The organism is Marinobacter salinexigens (assembly GCF_008370345.1).
GTDB lineage: Bacteria > Pseudomonadota > Gammaproteobacteria > Pseudomonadales > Oleiphilaceae > Marinobacter > Marinobacter salinexigens.
Genome location: NZ_VTUU01000013.1, coordinates 55,123 through 78,646, shown reverse-complemented (window position 1 = coordinate 78,646; position 23,524 = coordinate 55,123). Strand labels below are relative to the sequence as shown.

Genomic DNA, 23,524 nt, shown 5'->3' with positions numbered 1-23,524 from the left:
ATCAGTGACCTCCCTGCTTGGCAGTATTTTCGAGGCCGTCTTCATCCTCGATCTCAAAGGGTACATGGGTCGCAGAAAAAGGCCGCATGGGTCGTTCAGCCTCGTGCTCATCTTCGTCGTGGCGATCCTCAAGGCCAACGTAAAGCACGCGCATCAGGTAATACACACCCGCTGTGAACACCAGGGCATACACCACGATGTAACCAATCAGCGTAAACAACGCCATACCGCCGGTGAGGGAAGGCGTAACAGCTGATGCCTGATCCATGATGCCGTAAACCAGCCAGGGTGCCCGCCCGAGTTCGGTAACAAACCAGCCACTAAGCACTGCGAAGAACGGAGAAAGGCTCATGAACCTGAGCCCCTGCAGGAACCATCTGGACTGGTAATAACGACCACCAGCCCGGAGCACCAGCCCGGTCACAGCGAACAGGATCATCAACACGCCCAGCCCGACCATCACCCGGAAAGACCAGAACACGATGGCAACCGGTGGCTGTTCTTCGACGGGGACGTCTTTCAGCCCGGGCACGACACCGTCCCAGCTATGGGTAAGAATCAGGCTGGCAAGACTCGGAATTCCGATTTCAAACAGGTTTTCCTGTTTTTCCTTTGACGGAATTGCAAAGAGCAGAAGAGGAACATGGGAAGAGGTTTCCCAGTTGCCTTCCATCGCCGCAACTTTCGTCGGCTGATGTTCAAGCGTGCTCAGTCCATGAAAGTCACCCACGACGGCCTGGGCCGGTGCAATGAACAAAAGTAACCAGAGGCACATCGACAAGGCCTTCTTGTTGGCCTCCACTTCGCGACCGCGAAGGATGTACCAGGCGCTTACACCCGCGACAACAAAACTACCGGTCAGGAATGATGCCAGGGCCATGTGCATGAAACGGTAAGGGAATGAGGGATTGAAAATGGCCTCACTCCAGGAGGTGACGTGGAATACGCCCTCGCGTAGTTCGAAGCCTGCAGGAGTCTGCATCCAGCTGTTGGCGGAAAGAATCCAGAATGCAGAGATAAAGGTTCCTGTGGCGACCATAATGGCCGCAAACAGGTGCAGGCCTGCCGGTACCTTGTCTCGCCCGAACAGCAGCACGCCGAGGAAGCCTGCCTCCAGGAAGAATGCGGTAAGAACTTCGTAGCTAAGAATCGGGCCAAGGAAGTTTGCGCTGGCCTGGGCAAAGTTGCTCCAGTTCGTTCCAAACTGAAACGACATAACAATGCCGGAAACCACGCCCATTCCGAATACAACAGCGAAAACTTTGGTCCAGAAACCGGAAAGTTTGGTCCATACCGGGTTCTCTGTTTTGAAGGCCAAACCCTCCAGAACGGCGATGTAGGACGCAAGCCCGATGGTAAACACCGGGAAAATGGCGTGAAATGACACCACAAACGCGAACTGAATTCGCGATAGGATGAGAGGATCTAGTTCCATGGGAACCCTCCGGTAGCGCACTCAAGACAAATACCAGGAACAGCGTTCCTGAACGGCCGCTGCACAGGCTACTCTTGTGATTATTGTTACCGGCAGTGGTGGCATTATTACTAAAACCGCTTGCGCCTGCCTGGGGCGAAATGTCGCACCCTTGACATATAACAAGGATAAACACGGGAGCCTTAATGAGCTTTTACGAAGATAAAATACTCCCCCACATCATAGACAAGGCCTGTTCCATGGGCCAGGTGATGAAACTGCGCAGCCAGGTTGTCCCCCATGCCAGAGGCAAGGTTCTGGAAGTGGGCATGGGTTCGGGCATTAATCTGGAATTCTACAACCCTGACCATGTGGACCTCGTGTATGGTCTTGAGCCCTCTGAAGGCATGCGCCGCAAGGCTCAACCGAACCTGATCCGATCGCCCATAAACGTTGAATGGCTGGATTTGCCCGGGGAGCAGATTCCACTCGAAGATGAGAGTGTCGATACGGTATTGCTTACCTTTACGCTTTGCACCATTCCCGACTGGTATGCTGCACTTCAGCAAATGAAACGAGTACTCAAGCCCGGAGGTGAGTTGCTGTTTCTTGAGCATGGTGAATCACCAGATGACAGTACCCGCAAGTGGCAGCATCGTATTACCCCAGGTTGGAAGAAGCTCGCAGGAGGATGCCACTTGAATCGCCACATTGCCGACCTCATACGCGATGCAGGTTTTGACATAGTAGAACTCGAAAACCTTTACATACCCAAAGCGCCGAAGATTGCCGGATACATCTATAAGGGCAGAGCACTGAAGCCGGTACAAGGATAATTCGGGGTGATTGGTGAATCGGAATTGCGTTACTGATCACGCCCTTATACAATTCTGCCCCTCAAAACCTCCCTCCGATGCCCGGATGGTGAAATTGGTAGACACAAGAGACTTAAAATAATTCTTGCGTGTCGAAAAAGGCTACTTAAAACAGTTGTTTGGGAAGGTCAAAAAATTTGGTGCATCACTGGTGCATCAGATTAAGAAAAATGCGGCTGTGGTGAAATTGGTAGACACATCAGACTTAAAATCTGAAGCCCGTTAGGGCGTGCCGGTTCGATTCCGGCCAGCCGCACCATGTTTAACCGCTCGCAAGGACTGCCAAGCGGTCGCGCCGCCTGCTTAGTGGCGGTGCAGCTAGGAGGGTGTTTCTCCACTGGGGGACGTCTACGCCATCGGCGGACACCCTCGGGGCTTTCCCCCAACTTGGGGGGCAGTACTACGAAACTTTCGTAATACCCAAAAAAAGGCCCGGCAGAATCGCTCTACCGGGCCTCTGCGTGTCGTCAGGTCCAGGTAATCCCCAGAGGAGTAAACCTGCACACGCTCACGGGGTTTTCGGCCTATGTCCGGGGCACTCGCCGTGTAATCCCCCTCCTGACTTATCCTGCTTCCAGGCCCACCCAGGAGATGCGGGTACTAGCTCAGAACCTCGCACATAACCGTCATTAGAAAGCGGTCGTTTTGCGGTAACAGGGCCTTTACTTGGTACTCGGTCGAACCGGACACAAGCCGCATATCGGGCGTCAGGTCGTCCCGGTGGTAAATGGTGATTCTGTGGGTGGTCTGGGCCAGCTCGGCAGAGGCCGCCAGAAATTCCCGGCCCGAAACACCCTGTATGCTTCCCCAGACTGTGGCCAAGTCGGCCCAATCCTCTACCATCTCGCCTGTAACGGGATCTTGCGTCAGTTGCAGGCTTCTAATCTTAATCGGGTGGCTCAGGTTGCCTATGGTCATTACAGAACCTCGGTTGTCCGGTAGGGGTTCAGCAGCAGGGCATAGGCGCTGTTCTCATGCAGCACGCGGTCAGCCTGGCGGGTGCGGTTAACGTACAGATCCCCCACCAGAAGCAGCACAGCAGCCTGTATCGGCTCGGGCATAGGGTCGGGCAGGTCATCGCCCAGATATTCGGCTACATGGCCCTCTGCGGCGTCCCAATAGCTCTGTATCACGCTATCCTCTGCCGAGTGGGTTACTCGTAAATGTTCTTTCACGCTGGCTAGTGTCAGGGTCATACGAAAAATACCTCAGTTTCTACCGGGGCCTCGTTCGCCACCATGGCGCGGCCAATGGCCATGATTGCCGAAACAATCCCGTCTATTTTCTCGGTCGATTTCTTTTTGCTCGGTTTCAGGTTGCCGGCGGCGTCTTGCTCTACGGTCACGTTTGAGGCCATCCAGCGCAGCACCGGGTTGTCACCGTGGCGCAGGGTCTTACCGATTACGCGGGCCTCAAATTCCTTGGTCGGGCCGCTCATTGAGGCAAAGCCCTGACCAAAGCCCACTAGCTCGAAACCGTCCCCCTCTAGCTGGGTGCTGATTTGGGCGGCGTTCCAGCGGTCTACCGCAATTTCTCGGATTGGGTATTGCCCAGCTAGCTCGTTAATCTTGTTCCGTATGTGGTCGTAGTCGATCACGGCGCCAGGCGTGGCGGTTATGTAGCCTTCCCGCACCCACACGTCATAGGGCACGCGGTCACGGTTTACCCGCTTCTGTATGGCCTCCTGGGGCACAAAGAAAAACGGAATCAGGTAGGTCAGGCCCTCTACCGGGAAAGCCAGCACCAAGGCCGCTATATCGGTCGTGGTGGCCAGATCCAGGCCGGCGTAACAGGTCGCCCCGGACAGGTCGGGCAGCTTGCCCCCGCACTCGTTCCAGGCGTCAGAGGAAAGCCAACGGCTGTCAGATTCCGTCCACTGGTTCAGGTACAGGCGCCTGAACGTGTTTTCATAGGCAGGCAGGGCGCGGGCCTTGGCGCACTCCTGAGCGTAAAATTCTTCTTTCACCGATACCCCAAAGCCGGGGTTAGCCTTTGCCCAGGTAGCCGGGTCTGTCCAATCGTCGTCAGGGTCAGCCGCGTAAATCACCGGCAAAAAGGTATCGTCAGGTACTACCCCGTCCCGAACCTTTACCGCGTAGTCCCATAGCTCATAACAGATGGTGTGCTTGTCATAGCCTGCCGTGGTCGTGACGACTGTCAGCGGTTGGCGCCGGGCGCCCATGCTCGTAACCAGTACGTCGTACAGTTCCCGGTCTGGCCAGGCGTGCAGCTCGTCAATCCCGGCATAGGAAACCGAAAGCCCGTGTTTGGTGTTGGCGTCACTGCTCAATACCTTGTAGCTGCTTCCGGTATTGGGAACGATGATAGACCGCCTGTAAGCCTCGCTGCGGCTGTTTAGCTCGGGCTCGGCTTCTACCATGCCCTTAGCGCTCTCAAAGCAAAGCGCGGCTTGCTCCCTGTCTGCGGCGGCGTTGATTACCTGGGCGCCGGGCTCCCCGTCGCAGTAAAGGGCATACAGGGCCAAGCCAGCGGCTAACGTCGTCTTTCCTTGCTTCCGGGGCAGGGCAATAAAGGCGGTTCGATACTTCCGCGTCCCGTCCGGGCGCTTCCATCCGAACAGATCCCGGACAATGCGGGCCTGCCATTCATCCAGCACAAACGGTTGTCCCCGCCACTCTCCGGTAGTGTGGGTCAGGCACTCGGCAAAGAACGCCACGGCAGTTTCTGCGGCGTCCTCGTCATACCAGTAATCAGCCTGCTTTGAAGAATCGGCCTTTGCCATCGTCTGCCTGTTTCTTGCCTGGGGTTGCTATGCCGGCCTGAGAGCTGGGCGTAAAACCAAACTCACGGGCAACCAGTCGAATTTGCTGCATCAGCTTCAAGTCAGCCTCTCCGGTCTGTTCTACCTTCCTGGCGAACTCCGCTACCATCGTCACGTAGCCGGCCAATACTTCCCGGTTGGCCTCGTTGAGCAGTCCGTTAACCTGTAAGGCCCTGGCCAGCGGTTCCCAACGTGCCTTTGCGCCTTCTGTCAGCCACTCGGGCGGCATTAAGTCGGCGTTGCCGTAGTTCGGTTCACCTTCAGGCAATGGCTTCTTGCCGGGGTTGCCTGCTAACACCTTCAAGGCGGTTGGTTTTTTACCTGGGCCTGGCATTGTCGGAACTCCTAACCCTCGGCTGTGTTTTCGTGACTGGGGGCGCGGTTCGTAGCGCTCCGGTTGCTGGTGATTTTTTCGCTGTTCCATCCATGGCCTGGGTCAAGTGGAAAGCCGTTCCGGTCGCAGCCTTTGCGCTTCACGTCCTGCCCGTTCATCTCTGCCCGTGTCTTGCGGGCGTGGCACTCATGGCACATGCCGGTCAGGTTATCGCGCCTGTTGTCGTCGCCATCGTTGTTAATGTGGTCAACGTCTACGCTGGCCACGTACCGGCCTTCTGCCAGGCACCAACGGCACAGCGGTTCTTCTGCCAATACCTGGGCACGCAGCCGGCGCCACTTGGCACCGTTCAACGGCAATGCCCGCGCCTTTGGCTTATAGCTCACGTGGGTATTACCCAGCTTCTCGGGTCTGTGCTGCTTCATCGTCAATGCCCTCGATGGTTGGCATATTCTCCAGGCGGCGCACTTCGCTCCGCTTCATCCATCCGTCACTAATGGCCCGCTCATAGAATTGGGCGCGGGTCAGGCTGTCACCCCGTAACAGGCCCTCTACGTTGTGCTCTACAAAGTAGGTGGCGGGGTCATTCACCAGAACGCGGTTAATGGCCTGTTCCCAGGCGACAAGGTGGCGGCGTAGGGTGTTGGTCACAAAGAACCGGCCCAGCTCTACCACGTTGGAATAGTTCGCGGCTTCCATATCGCCCACCATGACCGGCGGCATACGGAACAGGCGGCAACATTCCACGATGGACAGGCGGCGGGCGGCGATCCATTCCGCATCTTCCAGGGTCATAGATACCGTTTTGAATTGGGCGCCCTGGGGCAATACAGCGGTCTTGCCGTGGTTGTTTACTCCGGCTTGCCCAGCAGCCCAGCTATCCCGGATCTGTGCGGCTTGGTCTTTGGTCGTGCCCGGTTGGGTTTCGATTACCCCGGACAGCTTTGTACCTTGCTCAAACATTTTGGCGCCGTGGGTGCGCTCTGCCAGGGCAAGGCCAACGGTATCGCGGGCTACCTGAATCGGGCTACGGCCTATGATCCCGTCGTCTGAGTGGTACTTAACGTGCAGCACCTCGTCCGCCAGCAGGCGCCGTGTCCGGCCTGAATCGTCCACAATGTCATACAGCAACCGGCCTTGCTGGCTGCGGAGAATCGTTACCCGGTCAGGGTGAACAGGCAGCAGGGCAGAGGGCCGGCCCGCTCCGTTGCGGACAATCTCGGCGTAGGCATTGCCGCGCAGCAAAACGTGCCGTTGCAGTTGCTCTCGGAACTCTAGGGCGGTCTGGTAGTCGTTGGGCGTGTCGTGCAGCAGCTTATACAGCGGGTGCTGTGGGGCTTTCTCCCGGCCTTTGTCTGTCCGTTTGTAGACGTAGAGGGGCAGGCTTCCTACCGTCTCGGAAATGGCCGCTACGCAGGCGTACACGGCGCTGATGCTTTCGGCAGTTTCCGTGTTCACCGATACCCCGGCAGACTCACCACCAATGGCCAGACTGGAATAGTAGGTGTCATAGGCCGGTGTGTTGTTCCGTTGCTCGGGCTTCTTAAACGGGTTCCACTTCATCGGCAAGCCTCCAGATACAGGCGGGCAAGTTTCACGCTCTGCGGCTGCTTACCGCGTACCTGCACAGTGGTACTGTCATAGGCCGGCGTGGCGGTAATGGTTATCTCGAACAGATCCACGTCTGTTAGGTGGCGGGTTTCGCCTTCCCACTGCTCGCCCTGGGCAATGAAGCCAAAGGAGCAGCCGGCCACGTCGCCCCGTTCCACCAGAACAGGCAAATCCCGGCCTAGCTGGGTGTCGGGTAGATCCACCTCAAAGGCCAGGCCCTTGGCGTCCTCATACAGCCGCAAGGTTCCAGCCCCCAGGCGTCCCAGCAGTGACCGGGAATCGTGCTCGTAAATGGCGCGGACTTTCTGAGCGTCAGCACTGGCCAGCGAGCGCTTAAAAGCACCGGGCCGGATGATTTCAGAAAATCCCCCCAGATCGGTTGGCTCGTTGAAGCGGGCCGCATACCCGTACAGGGTGCGGCCTTTGCTTACAACGGCGCTTTCAAGTGCTCGCCGTTCCATGCTCACCCCTTAGACCGGAGTCGCTACAACAAAGCCTTGCGGGTGGCGCAGGGCTACGTCACAGGTCGCCATAGCGCGAACCTGAACACCACCACGGGAGTAGGCCGGTTCGGCGTAGGGGTTAACCAGAATGTCGATTTCAGACCAAATGCCCAGCATGACCTGGGAGAAATCGCCGTACAGCAGGGTGTCTGCCGGCATCTGGTTTGTCACCATGTAGGGCTTGCTATCCATCTGCCCGTTTTCCGCCAGGAAGCCAGATCCAGAGCCGGCCACTTTCTCAGTGCTGGCAAAGGTGGTTCGCACGGCAGGGTCAGAAAGGAAGGTGGTCCCGTCCAGATTCGACAGTTCCAGCAGCTCAGACAGGCCCAGAACGTCCGCCCAGCTTGCCGGCATGGTGGCGGTCTGCACGTTGGCGTTGGAAATGATGCCGGTTGGCTCGTTAACGCCGCCCCCTACCAAAATGGCCTTGTCGATCTCCTGGGCTACCAGGGCGGTCAGGTCATCCCGTACCAGTTGCTCGATACCAGGGCTTGATTGCTGAATCAGTTGGCGGGACATCTCGGTTTTGCCCCCGGTGTGCTTCGGAGACAGCGTTACCGAGTCAAAGCCCATAGTACCTTCAGGCACGGCGCCACCTTCGGCAACCCAGCCCAGGGACAGGCTAGAGCCATGCTTGGGCACGGTTACGTCACCTTGCAGGCCGGTCAGTACCCGAACACCCAGGCGGCGGGCTAGCAGGCGATTACGCAGGGCGCCGATGTAGTCCTGTGGGCGGTTCTGAGTGGCTACCAGTTCGGCGGCGCTGGTCGTGTCGTTGGCGCGGGTTTCAAGGGCCTGCATCGGGATAAAGGCGCCTTGAGCCTTGCGACCGGAGCGGCGTTCCGCTTCCTGGGCGTACTCACGCTCTACGCCATCCAGAGAGCGGCCTTCCATCTGGGCCCGAATCACCTTTAGGACAGACACGGAGCCCGCCAGCTTGTCAAAGTCGGCAGAGGCGTTATCCGATACCGGAGTGCCAGCAGCGCGGCGCTCGGTTTCTGCCAGGTACTCGGCGCGTTCAATTTGTTTGGTCAGGTTGCGCTCTTCCGCCTTGAGCCCGTCGAATTTCTGGGCCTCGTCTGCGGTCAGGTCGCGGCTATCGTTGGCGGCAGCGTCTACCAGGGCCTTCATGGCGTCTACTTTGGCGGAGCGCTGTTCCCGGAGTGCGGCTAGTTTCATGCTTAGAACCTCGCTTTAGCGGCATAAAATAATGCTCTGGCCGCCTGTAACGGCAGCCGATTGCTCGTTACGTCTAAATCTTAGCATAAAAAATAACCAAAGTATGTATAGGTATACAGGCTGTTTTTATGAACAGTGCGTGAATTAACGGTCGTTGAACGGTCGTTGAACGGGTGTAGGACGGTATGAGAACGGTTTTCATGCGGTTCGGTTTGTCCATTTTCGAAACAGTTTCCTTTTTGGACAAAGGCCATGCGGTTTTGCCCTTTTTGCCCGTCCATGGCTGAGGGCCGCTTGGTGTGCATAACTGCTTAAAGCCGTTCCAGGGTAATGCCCTGTTTATCTGATATGGCTTTTACTCAAACATTATTCGCGAATCGACTTTATCCAATTAGAAACGGTTTTTTGCGATATACCCAGAGTGTCGGCAATAACTCGTTGCGGTACTCCCTGGCTTGCCATTTCAATTACTGAGGGCAATAGCTGGGCTTTGGTACGCGCTCCCTTCTTGCTACCTCTAGCGGCCTGTATCGCTCGGAACTCGGCAGGGTTGAACCGTTGCCATACCCAGCGGCTAACACTGCGTGCAATCGCTCGGCACTCGCTCGCCGACAGGGGCGTAGAAAATTGCGTGTTTTCGGCCTCTGCCACTTCGACAACGGCAGAGGCGAAAGGAATAGCGCCACCAGGCCGCCAGTAATCGCGCACAAGGCTATAGGCTCGTTTCCTGACCATCTCAAACAGTGTGCAGTTCCGCCCCAAACCAGCGTAATCAGATTCACTGGCACGGCGTCGTAATTCGGCAGGAGAGGGCAAAACTACGCAGTCCGCCAGCTCATCTAGCCCGTAAGGATCTGCGTTCCATTCTCGCGTAATCCAGTAGTCATTAGCGGGGTTTTTCACGACAAGGCCGCTATATCCCCGGTCGGCTTCCAGAGTGCTGCGTAAGCCTTCCTGAATGGCTGCTAGATACTGCACGGGCTTTATCCGGGCCGCATCTGAAACGGCAACCGGAGCAGACAGCAAGTAAATAAGGTGGGCGTGCCCGTTGGCCGGGTTCATTACGGACAAATTCGGGGCCGGGGCGTGGCGGTCGTACCAGTCGAGTGCGGCGCCGTTTCGGTCTATGTCAAAGCACAGTGCAGCTACCCGCTTGGCTGTGTTCGGCTGTATCAGTCGGTGGGTCATTGCTGAGGCGAGCGGCAGACGATAAAGGCCATCCGTGGCCAGGTTATCGCCACAATAGGGCCGCCTGCCCAGCCTTTGCTGGAACAGGTCGATAGCTCCCATTGTGTCGCCCTCAGTCGCTCGCCTGTGCTTGCCTCATGAGGACGTACCGCGCTACACGGCTATGCAACCGGCCATCCCGGTCATAGATGTATAAGCGGTCGGTGTCGATCTTGTGCCCTTGCTCCCTGAGTTCCTTGATTCGGGCAGCGGGTGACATGATGTTGAGGGTGTCACGGGCAAACAGGGTGTTAACCGCTCCCAGCTCTTTGAGGGCGGCTAACAGCCTTTCTCGTTGGGCCTGGGTGCTGGTATCATTAACGCAGGTTAGGGCGCTCGGCTGGGAAACTGGTCGGGCGTTTTTCATGCAGCGCCCTCCATGTTCTGAGCGCTGGCATGTGAGTCTATCCACTCCAGCACATCTTCAGCCCGGTAACGTACATGCCGGCCCAGCTTAATAAACCTGGGGCCTTCCCCCGCCCATCGGGCGCGCTCGCACCAGGCGGTTGATTTTCCAAGGTAAGCCGCAAGGGTCTTTTGATCCCATAACCGGGGCATGGTTACGGTTGATTCCGGGGGTAGGGTGGTTGCGTTTTGCTGGGTGGTTTCTACGTGGGTGGTGTTTCGCATGATTTGGCCTCATTCAGTTTTGAACAAGGCCACTTTCTGATTTGGCGCAGTCTGTACGCTTAGCGTAATCCCGCTTTCTTTACCCACCTCCTAACTGTGTCTATTGGCCTCCCCATTCGATTAGCGATGATTCCCGCTCGCTCACGCTCGGGGCGCCCCTGTGCCTCCAACTTTTCCCATAGCTCGACCACCTGGGCAATATTGGCTTCTGCCTCGGCTTGCTTTTGCTCTGCCGTTGATTGGCCGCCAGCAGACCGCCCTTTGCGTGCCGGGGCCGCGTCTTTCCGGTCAATGTTGTGCAGCACTAGGTTGTAATTGTCGAAAAGCAGGGCAACCATAGTTCTTAGCGCTGCCTGCTCCCCCAGAGCCAGCCAATTTCGGGCGGTTTTAATCTGATCGGTCATTAGCTCGGTGTACTCGGAACGGACAGGCTCAGGAAGCTGCGGCAACTTTTCCGCCAGCTTTTTTTCAAGATTCGATAGCCAGGCTTCTGGGTCGGCGGGCATTTTTATTCTTTTTGCCCGTAACTCCCTTTCCTTCATGTAGTCGTCTGCCTTCTCAAATTCGGCAATCATTTCATCTAATGGCGTCGTCATGCGGTCGCCTCCCGGTTAAACGGGATAACCTGGGCGGTCGGCTCTGGCAATCCTTCTACCATGCGGTAAAGCATTTGCAGGGCTTCCAGCTTTTCTTCATTAAAACTGTGGTGCTGGTAGTGGCGGGCCTGCACTCCGCCTAAACCATGGCTCAGTAATTGACCTAGCACGTCTGAGCCTACCCGGTAGGGCTTGGCCGCCAGTCGGGTTTCAATCGTTGCCCGGATCGTGCCGGGCGTGAAGTGCCCGCCCTCCAGTTCCTTAGCTTCCTTCATGGCGTCTCGGATCTTGTCTACCCGCTCCGATATGTACTTGCCATTGATTGGGTTTTGGCCGCCATCGCAGGAAAATACATAGCTCCCGGCCCCGGTTAGCCTCTCGATACAGGCCAGCGCTTCCGGCAGCAGCGGGATAGAGTGGCGGCGGGGTTCTGCTCTACGGCCCTTGTAGTCAAGCAGGGTCACGGTCTGAGTATCGCGGTCTATGTCTTGCAGGGTCACGCGGGAAAGCTGTTGTATGCGCTGTCCGCCGGTCAGAACATGAAGCATCATCACCGAGCGGCCCGGCTCTGGTAGTGCCTTAACGTGCTCCCAATAGGCGCGAAACTCCGAAAGAGAAAGGGCGCGGGTTCTGGCCTGGCTGGAGCCTTCCACCTTCACCATATCGCGGGCAGGATTGCTCCGTATGTTCATGTTTCGGAGTTTGGCCGGGGCGTTCACATTCCCCCGCGCTTTAATCGCTTCCGTGAAGGCAGACCGGATGTAGGAACGGATCTTGTCAGCCTGGCGCAGCTTGCCCCGGTCTTTTACGTCCGCAACTACCTTTATACAGTCGTCTAGGTCGATCTCAGCGGCTCGCTTTTTCCATATTTTGGGCTGGGCTTTCTGAACGTCTGCGGTTACGTGGTTTTTCACGTTTCGGGCGGATTTCTTACCTTTGGCTTCCAGCAGTTCAACGTAGCCCGTCAGCAGATCCCCAAAGGTGGCGGCTTCTGCTTCCTTCTTTTCGGGGCGGGGGTCGATACCGTTAGCTATGTCTGCGTTGATCTCTAAAGCCCGTTTCCGGCTTTGTTCGGCGCTGGGGGCTGTTCCTGTGTAGCGGCCAATGGTGACGCGGATCACTTCACCGTTGAAGCGGGTCTGGAAAAACAGGGTTTTCACTCCGGTAGGCATAATCCGCACGCCATAACCTTGAATGGCGCTATCCCAGACAATGCGGCGCTTTCCATCTACCGCTTCCAGCTTGTCTAGGTTGGTCTTGTTCAATTTCATTTTGTCGGCCATGTCATCCCCTCGGTGCAGCGCTGGTGCATCACTTTGATTCAAAATCGCTCAAAGACACTAAGGATTATTCTGGCCTAACTATTTGAAAATTCAAAGCTGTTAGTGGTTGACCATTTTTGTTCAAAGTCAAAAGAAAGGACTTAAAATCTCTCGGCCCTTGGGCCGTGCCGGTTCGATTCCGGCTCCGGGCACCAAACTTTAAGAAGCTCCGATAGCTCCGCGCACTCGTTACGTCAGCGGCACCTCGCTTGCACTTCCGCATTTGCTACAAAAGTCTCTTCGACACCAGGCCATCACTGGGGAATACTGAATCCAATACCAGCTAAAAGGATTCACATAAAAAAGGAGTGCACAATGACGGCTAGCGCGGAACCCCTGGTACACCGGTACAACGAAAACGGAATCACGACGCTCATGCTGAACCAGCCGGAGCGTCGTAATAGCTTGTCTATGGCGATGCTGGAAGCGCTTTCTACCGAACTTGAGTTTCTGGCTGAAGATACCTCGACCCGCGTGGTGGTGCTGGCTGCCCGCGGCAATGTGTTCTGTGCCGGGCACGACCTGAAAGAAGTCCGGGGTGAGTTGGGGAATGATGAATTCCAGTTGGCACTGTTCAATCAGTGCAGCAAGGTGATGCAGCAGATCGTGAACCTGCCTCGACCGGTGATTGCCCGTGTTGCCGGTGTAGCCACGGCGGCTGGCTGTCAGTTGGTTGCCAGTTGTGATCTGGCGGTAGCCGCCGATACAGCGCGCTTTGCCACACCTGGCGTTAATATCGGGCTGTTTTGCTCTACGCCCATGGTGGCGTTGTCTCGCAATGTATCCCGGAAACACGCCATGGAAATGCTGCTAACGGGTGAAATGATTGGTGCCCTCAAGGCAGAGAAAATTGGCCTGGTGAATCGTGTCGTAGACGAGCAGGTACTTGATGAGACCGTCTACAGTCTTGCACGCACCATCGCGGGTAAATCATGTCACACACTGAAGATCGGGAAAGAGGCGTTTTACAAGCAACTGGAAATGCCCCTGAGTGATGCTTACGAGTACACCTCAAAGGTGATGGCGGATAACCTGAAGGCCGATGACGCGGGCGAGGGCATCTGTGCGTTTCTTGAAAAACGCCATCCAGACTGGAAAGACAGTTAAAAGCTGGGCTATGCCGCTCAAGAAGGGCAGTTGGCGGCTCCCACACGGAGGTAGTCGCCAACGCCAATACGATGTTCCTGGAAGTAGCCCGCTGCCATTTCCACGGCATAGCGGAATGTAACGCCTGCCGGATAGGTCGGGCATTTGCTGGTATCCGCAGAGGCACACGGAACCATATTGCGGATGTTTTCAATCCTGCCGGCATCGGAGACATAGGCTATGTCGAGCGGGATCAGAGTCTTGTACATCCAGAACCCGTTTTCTGGCGCCCGATCCTCCTGAAAGATAAACAACATGCCGGCGTTTTCATCCAATCCTGTTCGCCCCATCAGCCCCTTGCTTCGCTGTTTCTGCGTCTCTGCGATTTCAAGCGTAACAGTCTCGCTTCCGGATGCGTTTATGAAGCAGCCCTCGGCTTCCGGGAGGCCAGATTGCGGAGACGCAATGCTTTCGGCGCAGCCACTGAGCATCAAAACCAGACTGACCGGGCAGGCAACAGCGAGTATCGGGTTCATGAGCGAAGGCGATACCCGGTTTTGAAGATCCACCAGATGGATACCATGCAGGCCAGCATGAATACCAGCGTCATGCCTACGCTGATACCAACGTGAACGTCAGATACGCCATAGAACGCCCAGCGGAAGCCACTAATGAGATAGACCACGGGATTGAACAGACTAATGGTCTGCCAGATTTCAGGCAGCATATCTATTGAATAGAAGGTGCCGCCGAGGAACACCAGAGGCGTCACAATCATCATGGGGACAATCTGCAGTTTCTCAAAACCGTCCGCCCAGATCCCGATAATGAACCCGAACAGGCTGAAGGTAACGGCGGTGAGAACCAGGAAGGAGACCATCCAGACGGGATGAAGCACGCTGTAGTCTACGAAAACCCTGGCTGTCGCGAGGATGATCAAGCCGAGGATCACAGACTTGGTTGCTGCTGCTCCAACATAACCCAGAACCACCTCCACGTAGGACACCGGGGCGGAAAGCACCTCGTAGATTGTGCCTGAGAACTTGGGCATGTAAATGCCGAAAGAGGCATTAGATATACTCTGCATCAGCAGAGAAAGCATCACGAGGCCGGGAATGATATAAGCACCGTAGCTGATGCTGTCAATATCTCCCATGCGTGAGCCAATGGCTGAACCAAACACCACGAAATAAAGGCAGGTGGAAATGACCGGTGCCAGAACACTCTGCATGACCGTTCGTTTCATCCGGGCCATTTCAAAGTTGTAGATTGCGCGAACGCCATAAAGATTCATGCGTTTCTCCTGTAGGTCAGTCGGTTCACTCGTGAACCAGGCCGACAAAGATCTCTTCCAGGGAGCTTTCCCGTGTTTGCAGATCCCGATATTCAATACCGAGGTCACCCAGTGTGCGGAGCAGGCGTGCAACTCCCGCCTGTTGCTGCTGGGAGTCGAAGGTGTAGATCAGCTCGTAGCCGTCTTCGGAAAGTTCAATCGGCTCAAGAGTCAGTTCACCGGGGAGCTGTTCAAGCCTGGATTGAAGCTGCAGCCTGAGCTCCTTCTTACCGAGCTTGCTCATGAGGCGGTCTTTTTCCTCAACCAGGATGATCTCTCCATGGCGGATAACGCCAATCCGGTCAGCCATCTCCTCGGCTTCTTCGATGTAGTGGGTAGTGAGGATAATGGTCGTGCCGTTTTCACGGAGTTTGCGTACCATTTCCCACATGTCCCGGCGGAGTTCAACATCTACGCCTGCTGTCGGCTCGTCGAGGAACAGGATCTGAGGTTCGTGGGAAAGTGCTTTGGCGATCATCACGCGGCGCTTCATACCACCGGACAGTGACATGATCCGGTTGTTGCGCTTTTCCCAAAGCGACAAGTCCTTCAGCACCTTTTCGATATGCGCGGGGTTCGGAGATTTACCGAACAGGCCTCGGCTGAAGGAGACTGCATTCCACACGGTTTCAAAGGAATCGGTATTCAGCTCTTGAGGAACCAGACCAATGGCTTCACGGGCCTTACGATACTGCTTACGAATGTCGAAACCAGCTGCTGTCACCGAACCATTGGAGAGATTGACGATGCCACAGATAATGCTGATCAGGGTGGTCTTGCCAGCACCATTAGGGCCGAGCAGGGCAAATATTTCGCCCCGATTGATCTCCAGATTAACCCCTTTAAGGGCCTGGAATCCGTCCTCATAGACCTTGCTGAGGTTCTTTACGGAAATATCCGGCTGCACGGGCGTGTCCTGTTTCAATTATGGGTATGTTATGGAGGCGCGGTATTTTCTCATGACTGGCGCCAGTTTAGAAACCTTTGCCTTGTCGCGGATTACCCCCATAAAATGCCGGGCAAATATTCAAAGAGGCGAGTCTTTTGAAAATAATTGTGGGATTCGGGATTTTGGTTGCCATTGTGATTGCCTATGTTTTTGGGCCGAATGTCTCAGAACGATATGCATCCAGCTCTCACGGGGAAGCTGGTGATCCCTCCATTGCAACGAACTATGTACAAACCTGTAACCTGCTTGCAGGCCCCTGCGGCTGGGATTCAAAAGGTGCTCATTGGAAGGTCGAACTCCTTGAACTCGACGATGACGGGGACGGGACTGAATATCAGCTCTCTATTGAAACGTCAGAAAAACCCGAGCGGTTTCTTGCGGTTTTGCGCGGTGAATCCATGTATATGGGAGAATACCCGGTTCCAATGAAAGAGACTTCAGACGGGGTGTATCAGGCTCGGTTCACCGCACCGTTATGTACCGTTGACAGCACAATGATCTGGCGGATCGATCTGCAATCAGCACAGGCTCCGATTCCCTCACAACAGACAAAGCTGACTTTCGAGGCCAAAGGACACTGAACGCGGCTGACTTCTGGCTGAGCAACCAGTCAGCTCAGCAGGTTGGCATGGTCTGTAGCGCCAGTTTGCGACGGATGAACCGGCCCAGTGTATCAATACCGATGTTGAGAGCGGCCGTAATCAGGATGAGGATCATGGCCTTGTCGAACTGGATATTCTGAATTGCGCTGTCCACGTAGAAACCCAGGGTATAGATGCCCAGGATCCCCAGAATTGCCGTTTCCCGCATGATAATTTCCCAGCGGTAGAACAGGAAGGCCAGGAAAGACCGGTAGACCCTGGGTACCAGCTCCCAGGTGTAACGACTGAATCCGGTGGTAGCGTCTGGTCTCAGTTGCAGCGTATTGGTCTGCTTCCCGATCAGGTGGCCGATAATCGCGCCATTGTGCAACGCAAGGGCGATCACCGCCGGCAGCATGGACGGCCCCCACAGTTGCAGCAGGATATAGGCCAGGATGTATTCCGGTGTGGAGCGACCAATGACCAGCAGAATGTGCCCGGTGGTACGACGGACCGGGCCACCGAAGTGATTAGAAATCAGTGGAAAGGCCAACAGAGCCAGTATTCCGGTAACCACTAGCGCAACCTGTGTAAGCACAACGGTATTCCAGATGCCCGGCAGTGCCTGTTCCACCATCAGGTCTCCAGCCCAGGACATTAAGCCTGCAACACCTTCACCGTTTCTTATCGGGGAGGGAATGATGTCCTGAGTGAAAAATCGCTGAACATTGCCCCAGACAATGGGCAACCCTTCTCCCAGGAAAAAAGGCGCTCCCAGAACGTAAAACGGAATCAGTCTGGGCCGGACCCACAGCGGGAGGGTGGCAATCAGCACATAAAACAGAATCAGCATGGCCCCGGCGTCGGAGTAGAGGCCCTGTGAAAAGGAAGCTTCCAGATAGAAGCCGAGGGTCGGCAAACCCACGAAACCCAGAATGGCACTGGAACGCAGACCGCACTCGAGGCGATAGGCCGTGTAGGTGCGCATTTGGGCCCAGCAGTCTGGTATTTTTGAATACAGGAATGCAGAAATTCGACCGGTACCGGGTGGAAGTAGCCTGCCTGGGTCCGGGTCGGCTTCATCGAGGATTTCCGAATACACCTTGGCGAAAATTCCGGCGTAGGGGATCGCAATGGCGAGCACACCGGTTAATGGATGAAAACCAAAGAACTGAAGGAAGATCAGTGCCCAGAACAACTCATGGATGGCCCTGATGAACGCGCAAAACGTGCGTACAGGCCAGGAGCGGTAGGCCAGGGCCAGAAAGAAACCGAAGAAACTGCCTAAAGCAACGCCAACAAACGCAAAGGCCACGGTGCGGAGCAGGGCAGTCAATAAACCTTCGGAGCTGAAGAAATTGGGTGTGACGACACCAAGGAAGAAGTTACCCAAATCCCGCCAGGGGTTTGCGGCCGTGATGCTGATATCCGCAAATGCTAGCCCGACAACGGCAATCGCCAGAAAAGCCAGACTGGTACGGACCGTTGGGTAGGAAAGCATATCAGCCAACCACCTTAGTACAGCCCCATAATGTCGGCCGGCGACAGCCGATGGCTGCTTTCATCCAAAGCAACCTGGCCATCCTGAATACCGATAATGCGGTTGCTGTACTTCAACGCAAGATCCACATCGTGAAGGGCGATCAGGCTGGTATCAAAACGTTCTGTCAGAAGGCTCATGACCAGGTGTGCTAGGGGGCCATCCAGAGCGGACACCGGTTCATCTGCCAGTAGCAGACCTGCATTTCGATAGATGGCCCGGGCGATGGCGACTCGTTGCCGCTGTCCTCCTGAGAGTGATGCCGTCGGAATCCAGAGCTTTTCGTCCATGCCAAGCGCTTTTAGCAGCGCTTTGACCTCGGTGCGATCCTCCGCGAAGGGCCGAACCAGTGTCAGGGTGTTGTACCAGGTCGGGTGCTTATCAAGCTGGCCCATGAACACGTTGTGAAATACCGGAAGCGCGTTGACCAGGCCCAGTTCCTGAGGAACCAACGATGACTTGCGCCCAACTTGCTCATGGATCAGGCGAATGAGTGTGGATTTTCCCGCACCGCTTTTACCAACCAGGGCTATCTGATCTCCCGGGTTCACGGTCAGGGAGAGCGGGCCCAGGACCCGTTCTCCACCGAAAGAAGCCGTCAGGCCAGACAGATCAAATCCAGACATCAATCGAGGATTCCAATCTCTTCCGCAGTTTTACGAATGGGCTCGTAGTCGTCGTTCGACGCCGGAATAAAACCGGAGCGGGGGAAACTCTCCAGTAGTGCAGGGTCTTTCAGGTTAAGCAGCGCTTCTTTAACCCGGCCCTTGAAGCCTTCGCCAAACCGCTCATCAACATCACCACGAATCGTCCACTGGTAGTCCGGGTAGGCCGGGGTCTTCCAGATGACTTCAACAGCGTCGGTATCGATGTTCCCGTCTCCCAGCTCCTTTTGCCAGACCTGGAAGTTCAGAGCGCCGACCTGATAGGTGCCCGCTTCAACCAGACGCAGAGTCCGGGTATGGTTGCCGCTGAAACCAACGCGGGAGAATACATCTTCCGGTTTATCACCGAAGGTTTCCCGGATGTAGTATTCGGGCATCAGGCGGCCAGAGGTGGAACCTTTGGAACCGAAGGTGAACGTTTTTCCCTTCAACTCATCAGTAAGCTCGCTGAATTCCTCGGCAGGCTTGATCCCGGTTGAGGTGTTTGCAATAAAGTAAGTTTCAAAAGCTTCGTCTTCCACGCCCTGAGCAATCGCTTCCGAACCGGGAACCAGGCGTCGGGCCTGAACGCCGGACAATCCGCCAAACCACGCAAGTTGAACCTGATTGTTACGGAACGCGGATACCGCTGCCGCATAGGATTTAACCGGGATATAGCGCACCTCAGCGTCAAGCTGTTCAGAGAGGTAGTCCGCAACGCCCCGGAAACGCTCAACCAGTTTGGTTTCGTCTTCATCCGGAATGGCAGTAAATACGAAGGTTTCGGCAGAGGCTGTGAACGCTGTGGTCAACAAAACACTGGAAACCAGGAATTTCCGTATGCGATTAATAGCCATGTATTGTCCTTACTCGGAAGAATGGAAATGAATCGAGCGACGGAGCGAACGCTCCACCTGTCCTATACGTGGAAAGGATACCTTGATTTACGATAACTCTGAACAATTATACGATTTAACGCCCGGTATGGCTCAAACAGCAGAAACGTCCGTATGCATATAATAATGATCACCCCGGCCCCGGAAGGATCGCGGGCGGGCAACCGCGCAACCGCGCTTCGTTGGCAGGCCTTGTTGCAGGATTCAGGGCACAGGGTAGAAGTGAAAACGGATTATAGAGGCGAACCCTGTGACCTGTTTATCGGCCTGCACGCCTGGCGTAGCCATTCGGCCATCAAGACCTTCTATCAATGCTGGCCTTTCCGGCCATTGATCGTGGCGCTCACCGGCACTGATCTCTACCGCTACCAGCACGACGACCCGGAGCCGACCCATGAATCCATGGAACTCGCCGACGCATTGATAGGGCTTCACGATAAGGTAGGAAACGATATTCCATCGGGCTGCCGGGATCGTTTGGTTACGCTTCGCCAGTCGGCACCGGTACCGCCTGAAAAATGGTCGCCTGGACCGCCCGGGAATGACTTCTCTGCCTGTGTGATAGGACATCTTCGGAGTGAAAAGGACTCCCTCAGGGCCGCGAAAGCTGCACTGCTACTCCCTGCGGATTCGCGGGTACGGATCGTCAATGCCGGAAAACCCCACGATGAACGTTGGTCGGCTCTCGTCAGGCAGGAGCAAGCTGAGAATCCCCGTTTCAGTTGGCTTGGTGAGCTAAGTGGTGAGGAAACGCAGAACTTGATGGTGGCCAGTAGTCTCATGGTCATCAGCTCCCTGATGGAAGGTGGTGCCAATGTGGTATCCGAAGCCTGTCGTGCTGGCGTACCGATCTTGGCGTCCGACATCCCCGGGAACCGGGGACTTCTGGGGGACGACTATAAGGGCTATTTTCCTGCCGGGGATGAACAGGCTCTGGCCAGACTGTTAAGAAAAGCCGAGACGGATGCAGAGTTCCTCGCAGCCCTCGCGTCACAAGTCACCCGACTGGCGCCGGGCTTCTCCCCTGAAAGGGAAAGAGCATCACTGGAGCAGGCATTGAATCTGGCAATCGGGAACTGTGCCAAAAGAAGGAAAGCCGCTAGTCCTTCAACGAAATAGGCTCGATGGCGCCTTCCATATCCTGTGCTGTCACCCGGCCGATGATCGCGGTGTGGGGATAGCCCAACGCCTTGAGTTCCTGCACGCAGGACTCAGCTCGGTCGGCAGCAACGCTGGCCAGTAACCCACCGGCAGTCTGCGGATCGAAAATCAGCGGATAACGGGGGTGATTTACCCACTTCTCCTGATCCCTGATGCCCCGACGAAGCCGGATGTTTGCCGGCTGAAGGGAACTGAGAATACCCGCTGCGGCCGTTTCCTCAGCGCCAGGAAGAATGGGAATGGCAGACAGATCCAGCTCCGCATCCACCCCGGATGGCCGTGTCATTTCTACCAGATGGCCGAGCAATCCAAACCCCGTCACATCGGTACAGGCCTTTGAACCATAGCGCCTCAGGCACTCTGCAGCGGTTTTGTTTGATTGCACCATGGAGGAAAGCGCGGAATCAATCCAGCGACCTTTCGCTGCCAGGCGGGCGTGAGCCGCAAACAGAGTTCCGGTGCCAATGGGTTTAGTCAGAATGAGCACATCGCCTGCCCGAAGGCCGCCTTTGCTCATGACATCTTCGGGATCTATCAAGCCATTAACCGCAAAGCCCAGTGCAAGCTCCTTTCCTTCGCCGGTATGCCCGCCCACCAGCGCGCAGCCTGCTTCGTTCAACACTTCGATGGCCCCAGACATCATCTGGAAAACCACATCCTCAACCTTGGATTCAATGCCGTAGGGTACGGTCGCAACAGCGGTGGCACTCTGGGCTTCTGCGCCCATAGCAAACACATCCCCGAGGCTGTGATTTGCTGCGATGCGCCCAAAAACATAGGGGTCATCAATAAAGGCACGGAAGAAGTCGACGGTGTGAACTACAGCCTTTCCGGGCGGAACCGTCAGGACTGCAGCATCATCCGGGGCATGAAGGCCAATGATGATGTCGTCACGTTCAATGGGTTTCAGTTCACCCAAAGCGCGGGAAAGCACCGTGCTGCCAACTTTCGCGCCACAACCACCGCAACGCATGGCAACCGCAGAAATGGCTTGAGACGCTTCTTCGGCGGACTGCGCAGCTCCGGTGTCGGGCAGTTTCGTGTCTTCTTCCATCGGCGGAAGGTCACTGAATTTCGCCATAAACCGGCGATCGATCCAGTCCTTCCAGCGCCAGACCCAGGCGCCGTCAAACTCTCGGTCGCCCTTTGAAGCCACCGCGTATTTATCGCCGGTACTGATCAGCGCGAGCCACGTTTTCTGCGGCTTAAAGTCTTTCGGTGCCTTTCCGAGCGACATACGTTTAAGGTTATCGGCAAGCGGAGGACCCTGCCGAACCGCAAATACCCCGGCCTTTTCACGCGGGTGGTTGACTACGTTTGCGATGTCGCCAGCGGCAAAAACACTGTCATCGGTTTCCGTTTGAAGAGTATCCCGAACACGGATAAACAAACCGTCGTCCAAGGCCAGGCCGGTGTCCTTTAACCACTCGGGGCCCCCGGCACGGGTTACCCAGAGCACTTCGTCCGTTTGCAGTATATCGCCGGATTCTGTGACCAACTGGCCGTTGCGCACCTGTTGCACGGGAGACCCAAGATGCAGTTTGACTCCGCGCTCGGCGAGTGTTCGGGAAAACACCGAACGAACCTTAGGGTTGTGGGTCGGGAGAATCTCGTCAGCGCTATCAAACAGGTGGAAATGAAGCTGACTGGGATCTTTACCCCTTTGCTTCAGCTCATTCTGCAATCGAAACTGCATGGCCAGTGTGAGTTCGACACCGCCCGCGCCAGCTCCGACCACGCCTACCGTGAGTGGCCCCTCATGGTTCTCCATGCGGGAGAGCAGGGCGAGCCAGCGTGCGTTGAAACCATTAATGGGTTTGACCGGAACCGCAAACTCCGATGCGCCTTCCACCTCGTTAACCCGAGGGGAGGAACCAATATTAATGGAGAGCAGGTCGTAGGGAACATCCGGGCGGTTACGGCATTTTACCCGCTTCAGATCCCGGTCGAGGCCGACAACCTCATCCCTGTAAAAACGTGCGCCTGCATACTCCGCGAGGCGGCTGAGATCGATATGGACATCGTCGTAGCTGTAATGCCCTGCGACATAGCCCGGGAGCATGCCGGAATAGGGTGTGTGGGTATCCCTGCAAATGAGGGTAAGGCGCACGCCGGGGACCGGGTTCATAGCAAACCGTTTAAGCACCCCGACGTGGCTATGCCCGCCACCTACCAGGACAATGTCCCGTAATACAGGTTGGTCAGGCGTTCGCATCAGAGCAGTTTCTTGGCTTCAGCGCTGAACTGATCGGAGCCTTTAACTTTGGAGAATGCTTTGAGTTTTTCCTGATCAGCAGCCGATGGATTGGCAATCTGGTCGATGGAAGTAATACCGGCTTCCTTCATTTTTTTCGCGGTTGCCGGACCGATGCCTTTCACCAGGGTTAAGTTGCCCTTGTCCAGCTTCTTGGGGGCGGCAGGGGCTTTCTTTTTGGCAGCAGGCTTCGCCGCAGGTTTTGCAGCGGGCTTTTTAACAGGTGCTTTTTTGGCCGGAGCTTTCTTGGCTGCCGGCTTGGCGGCTTTCGGTTCCACTTCTGGTGCTGGCAGATCCTTCGGAGACACGCCCAGACGCTCAAGCACGCCGTTCTGCAGATCCTGGAATTCCTTCAGACGACGTTCAAACTCGTCGTTGAAGCGTTTCATTTCGCGTTCCCGCAATTCATCAAAGTCTTTAAGGAGCTTCTTCACCGGGTCCTGAATCTGGTGCTGCAGCGAATCGAATTGCTTAAGTGCGTCACTGATTAGGGATTCGATCTGGGAGGAGGTCTTTTCGATCTCCTTGTTGACCTTTTTCACGATCTTATCAACGCTCGGTTTGGCTTTCTTGGCCATGGAATTGTCTCCTTCGGGGACGGGTGGGA

26 protein-coding genes and 1 tRNA gene are annotated in these 23,524 nt (G+C 55.9%); 5 read left to right on the top strand and 22 right to left on the bottom strand.

Annotated features, from left to right (window positions below; all coding sequences use genetic code 11):
* Position 1: 1 nt before the first annotated feature.
* Positions 2-1,435 carry a cytochrome ubiquinol oxidase subunit I gene (locus FWJ25_RS17860; protein ID WP_149601623.1) on the bottom strand — a complete coding sequence of 478 codons (1,434 nt, stop codon included), beginning with the start codon at positions 1,433-1,435 and terminating at the stop codon, positions 2-4.
* Between the two features lie 185 nt (positions 1,436-1,620).
* Between FWJ25_RS17860 and FWJ25_RS17855 the strand changes: the two genes are divergently transcribed.
* Together FWJ25_RS17855 and FWJ25_RS17850 are read left to right on the top strand one after the other, a co-directional pair.
* Complete coding sequence (locus tag FWJ25_RS17855; RefSeq protein WP_149601622.1) at positions 1,621-2,250, top strand: class I SAM-dependent methyltransferase; 630 nt, start codon at positions 1,621-1,623, stop codon at positions 2,248-2,250.
* A gap of 211 nt (positions 2,251-2,461) precedes the next feature.
* Positions 2,462-2,548: transfer RNA gene (locus FWJ25_RS17850), tRNA-Leu, on the top strand.
* Between the two features lie 341 nt (positions 2,549-2,889).
* Here FWJ25_RS17850 and FWJ25_RS17845 read toward each other — a convergent pair.
* The 13 genes from FWJ25_RS17845 to FWJ25_RS17785 form a co-directional block, all read right to left on the bottom strand.
* Positions 2,890-3,207: a phage head closure protein gene (locus FWJ25_RS17845; protein WP_149601621.1), complete on the bottom strand. Its 318-nt coding sequence runs from the start codon at positions 3,205-3,207 to the stop codon at positions 2,890-2,892.
* Positions 3,207-3,485 carry a head-tail connector protein gene (locus FWJ25_RS17840; RefSeq protein WP_188093662.1) on the bottom strand — a complete coding sequence of 93 codons (279 nt, stop codon included), beginning with the start codon at positions 3,483-3,485 and terminating at the stop codon, positions 3,207-3,209. Before FWJ25_RS17840 ends, FWJ25_RS17845 begins: the two co-directional genes overlap by 1 nt.
* Positions 3,482-5,032 (bottom strand): terminase large subunit, encoded by a 1,551-nt coding sequence (locus tag FWJ25_RS17835; protein WP_149601620.1) that lies wholly within the window; start codon positions 5,030-5,032, stop codon positions 3,482-3,484. The genes FWJ25_RS17840 and FWJ25_RS17835 overlap by 4 nt, the downstream gene beginning before the upstream one ends.
* Positions 5,001-5,405: a P27 family phage terminase small subunit gene (locus FWJ25_RS17830; RefSeq protein WP_149601619.1), complete on the bottom strand. Its 405-nt coding sequence runs from the start codon at positions 5,403-5,405 to the stop codon at positions 5,001-5,003. Before FWJ25_RS17830 ends, FWJ25_RS17835 begins: the two co-directional genes overlap by 32 nt.
* An 11-nt stretch (positions 5,406-5,416) precedes the next feature.
* Complete coding sequence (locus tag FWJ25_RS17825; protein ID WP_188093661.1) at positions 5,417-5,830, bottom strand: HNH endonuclease; 414 nt, start codon at positions 5,828-5,830, stop codon at positions 5,417-5,419.
* Positions 5,799-6,968 (bottom strand): phage portal protein, encoded by a 1,170-nt coding sequence (locus tag FWJ25_RS17820; protein ID WP_149601618.1) that lies wholly within the window; start codon positions 6,966-6,968, stop codon positions 5,799-5,801. The genes FWJ25_RS17825 and FWJ25_RS17820 overlap by 32 nt, the downstream gene beginning before the upstream one ends.
* On the bottom strand, positions 6,965-7,477 hold the full coding sequence (locus tag FWJ25_RS17815) for an HK97 family phage prohead protease (protein WP_149601617.1): 513 nt from the start codon (positions 7,475-7,477) through the stop codon (positions 6,965-6,967). Before FWJ25_RS17815 ends, FWJ25_RS17820 begins: the two co-directional genes overlap by 4 nt.
* 9 nt (positions 7,478-7,486) lie before the next feature.
* The gene (locus FWJ25_RS17810; protein ID WP_149601616.1) at positions 7,487-8,698 is read right to left on the bottom strand and encodes a phage major capsid protein; all 1,212 of its coding nucleotides are present in this window, start codon (positions 8,696-8,698) and stop codon (positions 7,487-7,489) included.
* 366 nt (positions 8,699-9,064) lie between these two features.
* Positions 9,065-9,988, bottom strand: a complete 924-nt coding sequence (locus FWJ25_RS17805; protein ID WP_149601615.1) for a replication initiation protein — start codon at positions 9,986-9,988, stop codon at positions 9,065-9,067.
* 10 nt (positions 9,989-9,998) lie between these two features.
* Positions 9,999-10,292: a helix-turn-helix domain-containing protein gene (locus FWJ25_RS17800; protein WP_149601614.1), complete on the bottom strand. Its 294-nt coding sequence runs from the start codon at positions 10,290-10,292 to the stop codon at positions 9,999-10,001.
* Complete coding sequence (locus tag FWJ25_RS17795) at positions 10,289-10,555, bottom strand: helix-turn-helix transcriptional regulator (RefSeq protein WP_246166883.1); 267 nt, start codon at positions 10,553-10,555, stop codon at positions 10,289-10,291. The genes FWJ25_RS17800 and FWJ25_RS17795 overlap by 4 nt, the downstream gene beginning before the upstream one ends.
* Positions 10,556-10,614: 59 nt before the next feature.
* Positions 10,615-11,151: a hypothetical protein gene (locus FWJ25_RS17790; RefSeq protein WP_149601613.1), complete on the bottom strand. Its 537-nt coding sequence runs from the start codon at positions 11,149-11,151 to the stop codon at positions 10,615-10,617.
* On the bottom strand, positions 11,148-12,434 hold the full coding sequence (locus FWJ25_RS17785; protein WP_149601612.1) for a tyrosine-type recombinase/integrase: 1,287 nt from the start codon (positions 12,432-12,434) through the stop codon (positions 11,148-11,150). The genes FWJ25_RS17790 and FWJ25_RS17785 overlap by 4 nt, the downstream gene beginning before the upstream one ends.
* A gap of 354 nt (positions 12,435-12,788) precedes the next feature.
* Between FWJ25_RS17785 and FWJ25_RS17780 the strand changes: the two genes are divergently transcribed.
* A complete protein-coding gene (locus FWJ25_RS17780) occupies positions 12,789-13,580 on the top strand; it encodes an enoyl-CoA hydratase (RefSeq protein ID WP_149601611.1) in 792 nt (263 codons plus the stop codon).
* Between the two features lie 17 nt (positions 13,581-13,597).
* On the opposite strand, the gene FWJ25_RS17775 is transcribed toward FWJ25_RS17780, so the two are convergent.
* From FWJ25_RS17775 to FWJ25_RS17765, 3 genes are read right to left on the bottom strand one after another with little or no spacing between them, the layout of a single operon-like run.
* Entirely contained in the window at positions 13,598-14,095 is a 498-nt protein-coding gene (locus FWJ25_RS17775; RefSeq protein WP_246166882.1) for a DUF192 domain-containing protein, read from the bottom strand.
* Entirely contained in the window at positions 14,092-14,853 is a 762-nt protein-coding gene (locus FWJ25_RS17770; RefSeq protein ID WP_149601610.1) for an ABC transporter permease, read from the bottom strand. Before FWJ25_RS17770 ends, FWJ25_RS17775 begins: the two co-directional genes overlap by 4 nt.
* A 25-nt stretch (positions 14,854-14,878) precedes the next feature.
* Positions 14,879-15,799 (bottom strand): ABC transporter ATP-binding protein, encoded by a 921-nt coding sequence (locus tag FWJ25_RS17765; protein ID WP_149601609.1) that lies wholly within the window; start codon positions 15,797-15,799, stop codon positions 14,879-14,881.
* Positions 15,800-15,963: 164 nt separating this feature from the next.
* On the opposite strand from FWJ25_RS17765, the gene FWJ25_RS17760 reads away from it, so the two are divergent.
* Positions 15,964-16,422 (top strand): hypothetical protein, encoded by a 459-nt coding sequence (locus FWJ25_RS17760; protein ID WP_246166881.1) that lies wholly within the window; start codon positions 15,964-15,966, stop codon positions 16,420-16,422.
* Positions 16,423-16,456: 34 nt separating this feature from the next.
* Here the strand turns inward: FWJ25_RS17760 and FWJ25_RS17755 are convergent, their stop codons facing one another.
* The 3 genes from FWJ25_RS17755 to FWJ25_RS17745 are packed head-to-tail and all read right to left on the bottom strand — an operon-like array spanning position 16,457 to position 19,463.
* Entirely contained in the window at positions 16,457-17,923 is a 1,467-nt protein-coding gene (locus FWJ25_RS17755) for a PhnE/PtxC family ABC transporter permease (RefSeq protein WP_149601607.1), read from the bottom strand.
* Positions 17,924-17,937: 14 nt separating this feature from the next.
* A complete protein-coding gene (locus FWJ25_RS17750; RefSeq protein ID WP_149601606.1) occupies positions 17,938-18,588 on the bottom strand; it encodes a phosphonate ABC transporter ATP-binding protein in 651 nt (216 codons plus the stop codon).
* Positions 18,588-19,463, bottom strand: coding sequence for a putative selenate ABC transporter substrate-binding protein (locus FWJ25_RS17745; RefSeq protein WP_149601605.1), 876 nt, complete (start codon positions 19,461-19,463; stop codon positions 18,588-18,590). Before FWJ25_RS17745 ends, FWJ25_RS17750 begins: the two co-directional genes overlap by 1 nt.
* Before the next feature lie 153 nt (positions 19,464-19,616).
* Between FWJ25_RS17745 and senB the strand changes: the two genes are divergently transcribed.
* Positions 19,617-20,621, top strand: coding sequence for a selenoneine biosynthesis selenosugar synthase SenB (gene senB, locus FWJ25_RS17740; protein ID WP_149601604.1), 1,005 nt, complete (start codon positions 19,617-19,619; stop codon positions 20,619-20,621).
* On the opposite strand, the gene selD is transcribed toward senB, so the two are convergent.
* Together selD and FWJ25_RS17730 are read right to left on the bottom strand one after the other, a co-directional pair.
* Positions 20,602-22,878 (bottom strand): selenide, water dikinase SelD, encoded by a 2,277-nt coding sequence (gene selD / locus FWJ25_RS17735; protein WP_149601603.1) that lies wholly within the window; start codon positions 22,876-22,878, stop codon positions 20,602-20,604. The genes senB and selD overlap by 20 nt on opposite strands.
* Positions 22,878-23,495 (bottom strand): helix-hairpin-helix domain-containing protein, encoded by a 618-nt coding sequence (locus FWJ25_RS17730; protein WP_149601602.1) that lies wholly within the window; start codon positions 23,493-23,495, stop codon positions 22,878-22,880. The genes selD and FWJ25_RS17730 overlap by 1 nt, the downstream gene beginning before the upstream one ends.
* Positions 23,496-23,524: the final 29 nt, after the last annotated feature.